Source organism: Micromonospora sp. NPDC049301, assembly GCF_040678715.1.
Classification (GTDB): domain Bacteria; phylum Actinomycetota; class Actinomycetes; order Mycobacteriales; family Micromonosporaceae; genus Micromonospora.
In genome coordinates, this window is sequence record NZ_JBFAQO010000007.1 from 355,541 (window position 1) to 368,705 (window position 13,165).

General features: G+C 68.9%; 7 protein-coding genes. 1 reads left to right on the forward strand and 6 read right to left on the reverse strand.

All coding sequences use genetic code 11. The features are described 5' to 3' along the window. Positions 1 to 169 precede the first annotated feature (169 nt). The 4 genes from AB0K07_RS22880 to AB0K07_RS22895 form a co-directional block, all read right to left on the reverse strand. Positions 170 to 2,926, reverse strand: coding sequence for a bifunctional YncE family protein/alkaline phosphatase family protein (locus AB0K07_RS22880; protein WP_363757437.1), 2,757 nt, complete (start codon positions 2,924 to 2,926; stop codon positions 170 to 172). A gap of 4 nt (positions 2,927 to 2,930) precedes the next feature. After that, entirely contained in the window at positions 2,931 to 4,286 is a 1,356-nt protein-coding gene (locus AB0K07_RS22885; protein WP_363757438.1) for an ABC transporter permease, read from the reverse strand. After that, on the reverse strand, positions 4,283 to 5,359 hold the full coding sequence (locus tag AB0K07_RS22890; RefSeq protein WP_363757439.1) for an ABC transporter ATP-binding protein: 1,077 nt from the start codon (positions 5,357 to 5,359) through the stop codon (positions 4,283 to 4,285). The genes AB0K07_RS22885 and AB0K07_RS22890 overlap by 4 nt, the downstream gene beginning before the upstream one ends. Before the next feature lie 1,793 nt (positions 5,360 to 7,152). Beyond that, a complete protein-coding gene (locus AB0K07_RS22895; RefSeq protein ID WP_363757440.1) occupies positions 7,153 to 9,357 on the reverse strand; it encodes a hypothetical protein in 2,205 nt (734 codons plus the stop codon). A 331-nt stretch (positions 9,358 to 9,688) separates the two neighbouring features. Here AB0K07_RS22895 and AB0K07_RS22900 point away from each other — a divergent pair, with 331 nt between their 5' ends. After that, entirely contained in the window at positions 9,689 to 9,976 is a 288-nt protein-coding gene (locus tag AB0K07_RS22900) for a transposase (protein ID WP_363757441.1), read from the forward strand. 1,206 nt (positions 9,977 to 11,182) lie between these two features. Here AB0K07_RS22900 and AB0K07_RS22905 read toward each other — a convergent pair. Beyond that, positions 11,183 to 11,689, reverse strand: coding sequence for an excalibur calcium-binding domain-containing protein (locus AB0K07_RS22905; RefSeq protein WP_363757442.1), 507 nt, complete (start codon positions 11,687 to 11,689; stop codon positions 11,183 to 11,185). Positions 11,690 to 12,039: 350 nt separating this feature from the next. Next, complete coding sequence (locus tag AB0K07_RS22910) at positions 12,040 to 12,381, reverse strand: hypothetical protein (RefSeq protein ID WP_363757443.1); 342 nt, start codon at positions 12,379 to 12,381, stop codon at positions 12,040 to 12,042. Positions 12,382 to 13,165 lie beyond the last annotated feature (784 nt).

Below are 13,165 nucleotides of genomic sequence, written 5' to 3' on the forward strand. Positions count from 1 at the left end.
GGTGCGTTCGACCTCGCGGCGGGCTGCGGCGGCGTTTGCGCTCGGGTGGGCAGTGATCCGCTCGGGCAGACATCGATGGGTCAAATCCTGTATTTGCCACACAGGGGACAGAAGGGCCCCTGGCCAGCGGTGACGCCGGTCAGGGGCCCCTTGACGCGATCGGCCTACGTCAGCCGTCGGATTCCGGCGAAGGGATGTAGGCGCCGGGCACGTCCTCCGGCGCGACGATCTTGTCCTCGCCGGGGTACGGCTTCTTCCAGTCGTGCGCCTGGTACCACGTGAAGTGGTTCATCTGCGCGGGGTTCGCGTAGTCGGGCTTGGCGTCGGGTCCGGTCAGACGCTGGTGCGACTTCCACTCGTCCCACTGCGCCGCCAGTTGCTGCTTGTCCGCCGGCACAGTCGCCGACGGTGCGGCCGCGGCGAGGGGGTTCTGCGGCGCGGGCGTGTCGAGGCTGCAGGCAGGCGGGGTCTTCAGACCCGCGGTCAGCGAGGTCCGGTTGGGCAGTGCGGTGAACGGCGTGAAGTCTGCGTTCTGGGTGAACGCCTGACGCATCGGGCTGGCGGCGCTGTCCTTCTGGTTCATCGGGTGGATCCCGAGGATCTGCTCGATGGTCCGGATCATTGTGATCTGCGTGTAGTAGTGGCTGTCGACGACGCCGCGCTGGGCCCAGGGGCTGATGATCTGGATCGGGGCGCGGTGGCCGTCGACGTGGTCGAGGCCGGCCTGGGAGTCGTCTTCGACCACGAAGATCGCCGAGTCCTTCCAGTACGGGCTGTGCGAGATCGTGTCGACGATCTTGCCGACCGCGAGGTCGTTGTCCGCGACCTGAGCCGCCGCGTTCGGCGGGCCACCAGTGTGGTCGCTGGAGAGCCAGAACATGTTCAGGTTCGCCGGCCCGTTCTTCTGGAAGTCACGCTTCCAGATCTCGTACCGGTAGATGTCCGGGACGCTGGTGTCGTACTTCGGGAAGCCGGGCACCGACACGCTGTTGAGCGACGGGATCGGCGAGGACGAGACCATGTTGTAGGCGGTGTCCTGCCCGGTCGCAGCCATGTTCTTGGTGTCGCAGTACAGGTTCTGCCAGCTCGCCCCGGCCGGCTTGCTCAGGAACTGGTGGAACTCGCCAAAGTCCCGCACGGTCTTTCCGGCTGCCTGCGCACCGGTCCAGATGAATCCGGTCCGCTGGTGGCCGAGAGCATCGTCCTCGGTGTCGTAGCTGCGGATGTACTCACCGCCCGTGGACTCGGTGTACTCCGGGTTGTCGGCCTGCATCAGCCAGTTGTGGCCCTCGGCCGAGTTCGTGCCGATGTCGTAGGTGTTGTCGTACAGCCCGAACTGCTTCGCCATCGCGTGCTGGTTCGGCGTCACGTTCTCGCCGAACTGCGCCAGCGACGGGTCGCCGTTGCCGCGCGGGTCGTCACCGAAGAGCTGGTCGTAGGTCCGGTTCTCCTTGACGATCATGAAGACGTGCTTGATCGTGGACGGGTCGCCGAGCCGCTTCGGCACCGGCTCCGCCTTCGCCTTGGTGCCCTTGGCCAGCTTGACCGAGCCGCCGGTCCAGCCGTTCTGGCTGAAGACCTTGCCGGTCTCGGACTTGATGACCTTGTCGCTCGGCAGCCTGAACCGCTGCAGGCTCGACGTCGTGTCGTGGGTGCCGTGCCCGGCGCTGTTGGTGGGTCGACGGGCGTCGATACCGCGGGTGTTGGAGACCAGCACGTCGTTTCCGATCGTGGCGATCTCCGCGGGGAAGTAGTCCGTCGGGAGCAGTCCGACGTAGCTGACCGGCTCCAGTGGGGTCGTGTAGCGGTAGACGGCGACCGCGTTGGCGCGGCCGAGCGTTACCAGCAGGTGGCCGTCGTCGGTGAGCGTCACGGCGTTGGGCTGGTAGCCCACCGTCGCCTCCGGCCACGGCCGGGTGGCGATGGTCTGGACGACCTTGTTGCTCGCGGTGTCGATGACCGACACGTCGTCGCTGTTGGTGTCGGTGACGAACAGCGCCCCGTTCTTGGCGTACAGGGCGGTCGGGTGCAGGCCGACGTCGATGCTGGCGACGGCCGCAGCCGGGGTCGCCAGGTCGATGACGCTGACCGTGCCGGTGGTGGTGGCAGCCGTTGACGGGTCGGCCGGCACCTGGGTGTTGTACGAGTTGATCGTGGTCTCGCCAGGCAACGCCTTCCGCCCGCCCTCGTTGCTGACGTAGAGCTTGCTGCCGACCATGATCACGTCGCGGGGGGCGTTGCCCACGGCCCAACTCTGCGTGACAGCCCCGGTCGCCGTGTCGATGGCGACCACCCGGTTCTGACCGTTGACGGCGGAGTACACGGTGGTGCCGTCGGGCGAGAAGACCGCCTCGGCCACCAGCGCGCGCTTGGGTCCGTCCTGGGGGATCTGGATGAACGCCGGGTTGGCCAGGGTGCCGTCCGGGTTCACGGTGAACCTGCGGTAGCCGTCGGCCTGGCCCAGCCACAGCTGGGAGCCGTCGGGCGAGTACGTGGGGCCTTCCTGGCCCACGTCGTTGCCGCTGATGCGCAGGTTCGCCGCAGCGTTGTTGCCGACGAGCTGCTGCACCTTCCAGGTCTTCAGGTCCACGATGGCCAGCGCCATCCCACCGTCGGTGACCGAGGCAGTCAGGTGGGTGCCGTCCGGGCTGACCGAGGACGACATGATCTTGCCGTTGTTGACGACGAGACGTTCACCGATCGGGTTGATGTACTGGTCGTCGGACACGACCAGGCCCTTGTCGGTCAGCTGGCCGACCTGGTCGGTGCCGAACTGGTGCGTCTGGGCGAAAGCGATGCCGGTGCCTGCGGCGACGACGACAGCGGTGGTGCCTGCCGTCGCCAGGGGTAGCCGGCGGGCGATGCGTCGACGGAGAGGGCCGGATTGGTCCTTCTCCACACGCCGACGGCGGCGCGTTACCTGCATGGAGTCATCCCTTCGTGGTGTGGAGCAGTTCGACGTTGCCGTCGAACTGCCAGAGCGGGTTCGGTGCGTCCCCGGTTGAGGTCCGCACCAGGAAGTAGCCGTTCACTTCCTTCGGTCCGTCGCCATCGGCTACGAACCGCCCGTCTGGGGTGACGTCGAGCTGGTAGATGGCCGACCCCGCGGCCTCGACGTCGGGGAGATGCCAGGAGACGACGCAACGCCAGTCGTTGCCCGGCCCTTCGGCGGCGAGCTTCCCGCCGCCCTTGTTGCACGTCGCCGTTGCCCGCAGCTGCGCTTCGGTGACGTCGGGGCGGTTGAGCTGCCTGGTCTGCATGCGGTAGAGGTGGGCGAATGCCGTGGCGACCGAGCGCTGCACCTTGTCCTGCTCAACCCCGGTGCCCGTGGCCGGCGACGCTACGGCGACCACCCCGACCGTCACGGCGAGCAGCCCGACCAGCGGCAGAGCTCCGACGGTGACCGCGCGGCGCGCCGAACCGTCGTCGGTCAGGTTGGTGAAGTCGCGTCGCAGGAACAGCATGTACGCCAGCGCTGTCGCGGTCACGGCCCACACCAGGCTGACCACGATCCCGATCAGGAGCCGGCCGAGCTGCGGCGGGCTGGTGAACAGACCGTTCCAGGCGATAAAGGCATAGCCGGGCAGCGCGAGGCGCACGGCGACGGGCAGCGGCAGCATCTGGGCAAGCTGCATCGCGAGCGCGACGAGCGCGGGCAGCAGCAGCCCCATCGGAGACCGCCCCAGCGCGACGGACCCGAGCAGTCCGACAGCGGCGAGCGCCAGGGTCGGGGCGAGCACGCAGACCCAGGCGAGCATGGTCATCCCGGCAGCGTCCCCCCGCGTCAGCAGGTGGCCGTCGAGGCCGACCAGCGGCTGGTTGCCGACCGCCACGACCCCACCGACCGCGCTGGAACAGGCCAGCCCGGCCACGAGCAGCAGGATGACAGTGAGGCTGGACAGTGCCTTCGCGGCGAAGATCCGTCGAGGCGACCGGACCGCCACGAGCAGGTGGCGCCAGGTGCCGAGCCGGTCCTCGGAGGCGAACACGTCGCCGGCCACCACCGAGGTCAGCAGCGGGAGTGCCCAGGTGCCCGCGAAACCGAGCGTCACCAGCGGTCCCGCCCACCCCGTGGCGTGCATCCAGCGACCGAAGAGGGTGTCGACGGGCAGCGAGCTCTGCTGACTCACCGCGGCGACGAACAGCGCCGGCGCGATCCAGCAGGCGAGGACCAACAGCCGGATCCGCCATTGGGAGACCAGCTTGACCAACTCAAAGCGATAGCCGCGCGCCACCGAGACGCGGCGCGCGCCGACAACGCGGTCGGCGGCGATGGTCGCGGTCACTGAATGGCCTCCTGCTGTTCGGTGAGGGCGAGGAACGCGGCCTCGAGCGGCGACACCACGGGTGCAAGCTCACGCACCCCGATGCCGGCGTTCACGAGCCGCACCACCAGCTCGTCGAGGGCGGGTGCCAGCGCGCGCACGACGAGCACCTCGGCGTCCCGTGCGCCGGCGTCGTCGACGTGGATCCCGGCCGTGTTGGCAGCCAGCCGCCGGGCGGCCTGGGGGTCCGAGGTGCGCAGCCGGTAGTCGAGTTCGCGGTTCTCGGCGGCCAGCTTGCTGAGCGGGCCGGAGAAGACGACCCGTCCGGTGGCGAGGATGGTGACCTCGGAGCACAGTGCCTCGAGATCGTCCATGCGGTGGCTTGAGAGCACGACGCTGGTTCCGCCGGTCGCGAGCCGGGTGAGGACACTGTGTACGTGTTTTTTGCCGGCCGGGTCGAGGCCGTTGGAAGGTTCGTCGAGCACGAGCAGCCGGGGCTTGGTGAGCAGGGCGGCGGCGAGCCCGAGCCGCTGACGCATGCCCAGGGAGAAACCGCCTGCGCGGTCGTCGGCGACATCGGTGAGCCCGACCTGGTCGAGCACGTCGTCGATCCCCGTGGTCCGCGCGTCGTAACCGCGGAGAGCCGCCAGGGCGGCGAGGTTCTGCCGGGCGGTGAGCGAGGGGTAGAGGCCGGGCCCATCCACGAAGCCGGCGACGCCGTCGGGAGCGGCGAGCGCCCGAGCGATCGGCGTACCGAGGATCTCGAGGCGGCCGCTGTCGGCGACGGCCAGGCCCAACAGGAGGCCGAGCAGTGTCGTCTTGCCGGCGCCGTTCGCCCCGACCAACCCGTGGATCTGCCCCTGGGTTACATCCAGATCGATGCCGTCGAGCGCGACGACGTCGCCGAAACATTTGGTGATCCCGCGAGCCCGGATTGCGAGGAGTGCGTCCATGAGCCCCTTCTTTCGTAGCCTTAAGCAACTTAGGGACGGCACACAACGCAGGCAGGGACAGCTGGCTGAACGCTCATGGAACAGGAGACGACGGGCATCCCAGGGCCCGGAGTAGTCCACGATGGGCTGCCAGTTCAACATCGGCCGCTACAGGGTGCCGGACGAACGCACGCTGCGTAACGCCAAATTGGCAGGGCCGATCCCGCCGCGCTGACCACTCGCTCGCCTTCGGTCGCGACCCACGGGCTGATCAATCCCGGTCGACGCCAGCCGGTGCGGTGGCCCTGCCGGGTACGGGAACCTGTCTACTCTGGTCCGAGCCGAGCGAGATGTACTGACCACGGACGGCGTCAGTGAGCGGGAACAGCACCGTAGTCCACCAGGCCGCCGCCGCTGATGCGCCGCGCTCGCCCACTGAGCCATCCGCTTGCGAACACCTGACGCCGGCACCGAGAAACGCAACGTGCACTCGTCCGGGACGATCCTCCTTATGATCAGCGGCCACGCGCGACACGCGAGCGCCACCTCCCGACACGGCCTCGGGCAGGATTTGCGTTGTGCTCGTAGCCTCCGCCGGCACCTGTGCAGCGGCAGCGCGCGGTGCAGGGGGGCGGGGGCGCGGGAGGGACCCGATGCCCTCACCGAGCGCTCGCGGCGAGCATGTTGCTTTCTGGCCACCCTGGCGGGCCCGGACGACCGCCAGCCGGATCAGCCGTTGCGGCTTGCCAGAACGACGGTGGAAGCGCCACCAGGCATCGGTGGGCGCGGCCGCATGATCGACCCACATCGGACGATCGAGTCGACGCGGACGCGGCTACACCGACGGAGAAGGACAGGCCGGGACGTAGGACAGCTTCGTCGTATGAGCACCATTCGAGCACCAATGCGTCCAGTCGGCATGGAACGACAAGAGGCGCCTGACCCCCTTTTGGCAGGTCAAACGCCTCTTAATCTTGTGCGCCCGAAGGGACTCGAACCCCTAACCCTCTGATCCCTAGACAGATGACTGTCTATGCACTTCGAGGTTGGTTCAGACAGCACCCCCGGTCCCGCTCAACCCAACTGCGTCCCGGTAGATACCAGCAGGTCGGGGCAATGCATACATCGAAAGCGATGGCTTTGAGTTTCTCTGGAAGGGGGCAAGTCCGACCAAGTACCGGCGTGTCCGCTCCAGTTCGCCGACGTACGATCACCACCCGAGCACCAGGGTCCGCGGCTGCACCGATACCCCCATCACCGGCCGCCGCGCCAGGCCGTGGGCTCCCGCTGACTGTGCAGGTGGGAACAACGGCGCAGCAGGCCAGCCAGCTCGTTGTTCGACACGGAACCGCTGGCGGCACCCAGCCGAGCCAGCGTTTCGGCCCTCCCCTCTGCTCCGGTCACCAGTGCCCGGGAAGCCGTGGTACGCCTGCCAGATGTCGCTGGATTCTTCCATCCAACAGGTAGCGCTGCTCGAACCATGGCGGCGATCGTCATCGGGGTCGGGCAGAGACATGGAGTGGGCCCTACGGCAGTAAGCAGGTGGTGGATTGCGGCTGGCCGTTGCCAGATGGCCCGGCCCGGCGGCCACGGGGGCAACCGCCGAGCCGGACACCGCGAACCTATCTTCAGCTCACTAGGTTCCACGTCCGTCTACTGGTCGGCCGCTTGCACCTGCTCGGCTGGCTTGCGGCACCCGTCGGGTGATCTAGACGGCACCACCACGGGCCGGCGCGGTTGAGTCCCGGCAAACCGGCGGGCCAGCAGCCCGCCGAGGGCGTAAGCCTCGCTGCGCGCGTCCGCCGCGGTGTCGCGCTGGCCGGTCCCGCATCTCGGCATGGCGGCCACCGCCCATGCCAGCGGTACGCGGCTAGTTCTTCCAGGGCTCACGGGTCAAGACCCGGCCGAACCGGGCGGCTCTCGCCAGAGGGCGGTGGAGAGAACGGGGACGGGTTCTACTGGCGCACTGCGGGGTCGGGTGGGTCGAGGGAGTCCGCGAGTTCACGGACGGCCTCGCAGTAGCGGACGTCGGTGTAGTAGGGCCAGTGGGCCTGGATCGGCGGTGGCACCGTGTCCATCGGTTGAACGGTGACCGCACGGGGATCGCGGAGGCGGATGTCGACGCTGCCGGCTGGGCCCGAGGCGGTGGGCGGGTTGCCTGGGCGGTGGGCGGAAAAGATGGGCCCGGCGATTGCGTCGGTGCTCCGCCACAGATTGCGCCACCGCCATCCCACGCGGTCGCCGACCTCGCGCAGAGTGTCTTTGCCGAAGTAGGCCGGCATCATGTGGCCGTAGAGCCGTCGAAGTGGGGAGCCGTAGGTGAGCAAGGCGACTCGGCTCAGGGTTTCCGGCGGCAGCTGCAGGATGGCCGCCGCGGCCAGCGCGGAGCCATGGCTGTGCCCGGACAGCAGCACGTTCTGCTCGCGGCTCAGGTCGATGACCCGCTTCGTCAGCTCGGGTACGGCGCGCTCGGCGTAGGAGGGCGGCGCGAACGGATGCGTGGTGCGGGGGAAGAAGGTACCCAAATCCCACAGCACGCCGACGCTGCGCCGGACTTGCGGGGAGACATAAGTCAGGACGCCGACCATCAGCAGTCCGAAGGCGAGCAGTCCGATGGAGAAGGTCCCGACGTCGGTGAGGTAGGAAGCGATCCGGGCCCACCTGCTGTTGTTCCCGCTGGCCTGTTCCGCGAGCTGGGTCGGGCCGATGTTGGCGATGTCCAGGGCGGTGATCGCGAGGCTGAGTAGCAGGAGCGTGAAGTAGGCGACGATCAGCGGGGCGAACTGCTCGGCGAGATGCGCTCTGCTGATTGCCCTGCGTACGGCCCGCAGACGGCCGGCCGCGTCCGGCGGCGCGTCCGGAAAGTCCTGCTGGCTGATCCGGGCCGCCTCCTGATCGCGCCGATGCCGCGTGAGCCGGCCGGCGTAGAGCGCCACCATGGTGACCATCAGGATGGCGACGAAGGCGCCCATCGCAGCCCACCGGTATGCGGTCGGCGGGTCCAGCGGTGGGCCCCGGAAGTTCGGGGGGTGCGTGGTGGGGATGGCGCCCCGGTCCAGGAAGTCGGCGACCCGGTAGACGAGCCCTGCGGCGAAGATGGCCGCGAGCCCGACCGAGATGGAGCCGAACACGGGAGCGCCCAAGCCGCGGAAGAACGCCCTGGCCGGGGGCGGGGCGTTCCGCTGCCGCAGGAACGTGAGCACGGCGAGCGCTGTCAGGAGCACGGCCTGCACCAGGATCAGTCCGCTGACGGTGATGTCGTAACCGGGCAACCGCCCGACGACGGGTGGGGCGGGACGCGGCACGAGGGCATAGCCGACGGTGAGAACGGTGAGCGCGAAGGTCGCCGCGCGAAGCGGCCGGGTCGCGCGTCGGCCCCAGCTCTGGTCATCGAACGGGTCCTCCACCGTGGGCAGGCACAGCAAAATCAGACAGGCCGTCACGAGCAGGCCCGCCGCCGCGATGAGCGCACCGCCGATCGGGTCCCGGTCCTCGCGGGCGGCGAGCGCGATGAGGATGCTGGCGTCCAGCGTGCCGTACGCGATCGCCACGTGAATCGACCGGAGTCGCCCGACGAGCGTCTCACCGCTCCAGAAGGTACGGGCGTCAAGCCGGTCGTGAGCGGGCCGTGCGGACGTGTCGTAGGACTGCCGGAACCCCTCGTAGGCCCGCGCGGATCGCGAACCCACCCACCACAGGAGGCGGATGGCGGCGGCCGGTAGCACGGCGAGCACCACGAGGCGCGCCCCGGCGGGCAGCGCCCCGAGCCAGGACAGGTACCACCGCCCCGCCGCGCAGGGATGGTAGGGCACACACTGCCAGCCAACGAGGTCCAGGGTGATGCCGACAACGGACAACACGAACATGGCGGTGACGGTGGCGGCGAGCAACCGGCACAGCGCCTTCACCACTGCGCCGTCACCGGCCGGGGGTCGCATCCACACCGCCAGGTTGCTGAACATGAAGGGAAGCAGAAGCAGCAGGGACAGGGTCCGCGCGACGGTGCTCGCGGTCAGGTTCCGCCACTGGTAGGCCTCAATGGTGATGTCGGCGGGCGTGGACGAGTAGTCGAGTCCCGGGCGGGGACGGTAGAAACCGGCGTTCTGGTCACCGGCGACCCGGACGAGAACCGGGTAATCAAGCAACGCCTCCGCCCGCACACCGGAGACCCCGTGCACGCGCAGCTCAATCACATCTCGCGTCATCCGCCCCTGTTCGCGTTGCGGTCGTGGGCCACCTAAGCCCGCTGGCCCAGCACCCGGCCGGTTACCCCTGGACCAGCCCTCCATGCATGCCGAACCGGTTCTCCGGCCGCTCCGATGAGCCGCTCCGCGCCCTGGTGTGGAAGGCGAGATTGCCCCGAAAGCACCCCGGCTCTGCGGGGGTCGTTATGTCCAGCTCTTACCTCAGCCCAAGCGCCCTGGGCCTGCCCCGTTTTGACGGACATCCGAGATCAGGGGACCTGGGGTCTCCAGGAGGATGTCCAGCATCATGGAGAACATGGGAAAGAAGCGGCCACGGCCTCGGCGTTCGTTCACGCCGGAGTTCAAGGCCGAGATTGTCGAGTTGTGCCAGCGTGGTGACCGCACGCTCCGGCAGGTCAGCCAGGACTTCGACCTGACCGAGACGGCAGTGCGTGAGTGGGTCAAGCAGGCCGAACTCGACACCGGCGCCCGCGCCGACGGGCTGACCACCGACGAGCGGGCCGAACTGTCGGCGTACGGGTTCAGGGGTCCAGGCAGGTACGTATCAACGGGACCAGGTACTGCTGCCGTGTAGGTAGCCATCCGCCCAGGCCGACAACACGACCAGACCGCCGTACGTACCGAAGGCATCGACGACCTCCTCGACACCGACCCCCGACGCTCGTCGACGCCGGCTACCGCCGCCTGGCCAAGGACCACCCAGACCAGGTCATCGCCCCACCACTCAGACCGAAGAAAGACGCCCGGCCCGAGGAAGTTGTCGCCTACGAGGCGGCACGCAAAGCCCAGTCCTCACAACGCATCCCCGCCCACCACGCCATCGCCGCGATCAAAATGGTGGCGCGCCCTGCAACGCTTCACCGGCCGCCGCGATGTCCTACCAGAGATCATCCGCGCTGTCACCCGCCTGGCCAGCGACCGCGCCGCAGCCCGATAACCCACCACCAACACCCACCTCAATTGCTCCCAAAGTCGTTACGTGCGCGAGACGCGCGGATCTGCCGAAGCTTGTGTCATGCGCCAAGCGCGAGTCGGCTATTCGTGTCGAGTTGACCTCGCCGTGGGGCCAGTGACCGGGGGTATACCGCGGCCACCGCCTCGCCCGTCCTCGCAGCCGCCAGCAGCGGGGCCGATCGTGGACGGGATGCCGTCGGCGCCGGTGATCCGATGGGGTGCTACGCCGGCTGCGAGCCGTCCGGGAACCGCGGCTCCCGTCCCACACTCCGGAGCGGCAGAACGCCTCAGCCTCTGGCCCCGTAAGAAACTGCGCCCCGCGGGCTACCTGGCCAGCAGGACGACCACCATCGCCAAGCACCCGAGCAGTAGGGTCACTGCGCCGAACACCGCATAGGGCCACCACTCGCCCGAGCGTTGCGGCTGTTGGGGAAGTGGCTGGGTTGGCAGGTTCCAGACGGCAGGTGGTGCGGCGACGCCGTTGCGGCTGCCCGGCCAGCGCGGCGGTGGGGTACGAGGTGTCGAATTGGCCATAGGGATGTCTCCCGACGGGCTTGATGGTGCGCTGTTCGGACCAGGTACCGGGCGAGATCGCGGGGGTGGTGGGTCCCGCCCGTTCGTCAGGCCGCGCACCCGACCTGTCCATCATTTACAGGCGTCGCGGGAATGTGGGGCGTTACATCTACACTCGTCCGGCGCCGCCCCCTTCGCCACCTTCGCCGCACTCACCGTGCGCGACCTTGGCCCGGTACGGCCAGGAGCGGCAGGGCGTAGCGGTGGGCACAAGTGATGATCGCTTGCTCCGTTCCGCCGGGGCTGGGACTTATCAGTCGCACACCACGCCGTCCTTGTTCCGGTCGATGTACCAGGCGTACTCGGGGTCGACGCCGCGATAGTACGGGCCGTAGCCGGCGTTGTTGGCCTCTTTGCAGGTGCCGAATCGCGGGTCGGTCGTGGGCGCGGGTGGAGGCTTCGGCCGGGAGCTGGTGGGCGCTGGCCGTGGCGTGGTGCTGCGGGTGGCGGTCGGATTCGGCCGGGCTGATGACGGGCTCGGCCGCGCCGCGGACGTCGTCGGGGTAGATCGTGTCGGTGTGGGCAGTTGCTGGAGGACGTTCGAGTCGGTGGGGGCGGTCGCGCCGCCATCGGAGGGTGCAGCGGCGGAGGGGCCGGCCTGGGTGGGGCTGTTTCCGGCGGAGGGGCGGCCCGGTTCGTCGTCGTTGACGGCGATGAAACCCCCCCAGCAGCAGAGACCGAGCAGGACGCAGGCGGCGATCACCCATGGCACCGCCTTCTTCCTACCTGCTGACGGGGGCTGGTAGATGGGTAGCTGCACGGTGTCATCCTGCGGCGCCTGGTGGGGGTCGGGTGTCATCAGTGGCGGCTTTCTGTCGGTTGGGTAGGAGACGAATCTGGTAGGCCGGGGTCCGGGCCTGGCCGACGGGCAGCAGTATTTCTTGGCTTCCTTGTGTCGTCGAGGCCCGCGATGAGGAGCACGGGTGTGGCGCGCCCGTGGCGGTCGGCTCGGTGAGAGCGACCCGCAGCGTCACCTGGTTGGGCGCCGGCGTCGGCGTCACCGTGCTGCGCTGTGCGTCATGTACGTCCAAACTGCTGCGCCTGGGGCGGGCCGGGTCCGTGGATGCGGGCGAAGAGCGTGGGCGGCATCTGCACCCCGGCCTGGCCGGGTCAGGGAAGCGGTGGCAGGTCCGCGAGGGTGGTTGGCCGAGGTGGTCTCTGAACGGTGATGCGCCCGATGGCGACCCGCCAGGAGGCCGCCGCACGATCGGCGGCGTAAGCGACTGCCCGGCCTGCGGCTATGGGGGCGGTGGTGATGTCGTCGGCCATGACGCTCAGGGTCACCTCGCAGGTGTTTGTTTCGCTCATGCCGCGAACGGTCGGCGCGATGACGCCTTCCCACCGGTGCTGAAGCTGCGTCAGCTGATCGCGCAGATCGTCAATGAATGCCGGCAGCGAGGCGTCCTCGGGTGCGGTGATCAAAAGGATGAGACTGACCTGAAAGACCTGCACGCAGGATTCACCCCTTCCCGCGATGAGAGCGGGTCCGGTCGGCGCCCGCGGCTGCAGGCCCGAGCAGGTCCGACACGCCCTCCCCCAGGTCGGGCTCTGCGCCGCCCCGGGCGGACCCAGTGGCCACGCTCGTACAGCTTCGCGCGTGAAGCGCTGACGGCGGTGGTGATGATGATGACCTGCTCGTGAAGGTGCTGCAGGTACCAGTCGGATCTGGGAACGGTCATGGGTACTTCCTCGACGAGGATGCCGGGTCGCGGCACACCGGCGGTGGCGAACGTCGCTGGCCACGCTGGGCGAATCACCGCGTCGGGTAGGTCGCGCAGCGGGAAAGCCGCGTGACTTCCTCGTAGGGCATGCCGTGCCGGGCTATTTTGCGGCTGTTCGGGTGGAGGCGGTTGCGGGGCGGCATGTCCGCGTGCCGGATCCGCAGGAAAGTGCTGCACACGCCGCGCCGTTGCCGGGGCATCAACCCCGACGATGAGTCCAGTCATCGGGCTTGCCTTCGTTGCGTGCGGCCGGGAGGGCAGCGGCCCCACCAACCGCGTTGCTGGGGGCGACGGAGGCGGTAGGGCCGCTGCGTCATCAGCCGGGAACGGGGGGTCGGCGTCCCCGACCGATGGTTTAGGACCAATGACCTACCGCCAGATCGCGGACGGCACCACCGCGAGAAGCCACGGTCGGCGAGTACCCGCCCGAATCCCGGATCCCGCCGTACAGCCAACTGTCCGCGCTCGACCGCGTCTCCATCGCCACCGCCAGCGTGCGGGCATGGTGCTGCACG

What these genes read in the sequence shown, in the direction of transcription:
- AB0K07_RS22880 (WP_363757437.1), bottom strand. Translation starts at nt 2,926, where the DNA reads ATGCAGGTAACGCGCCGCCGTCGGCGTGTGGAGAAGGACCAATCCGGC.
- AB0K07_RS22900 (WP_363757441.1), top strand. Translation starts at nt 9,689, where the DNA reads ATGGAGAACATGGGAAAGAAGCGGCCACGGCCTCGGCGTTCGTTCACG.
- AB0K07_RS22890 (WP_363757439.1), bottom strand. Translation starts at nt 5,359, where the DNA reads ATGTTGAACTGGCAGCCCATCGTGGACTACTCCGGGCCCTGGGATGCC.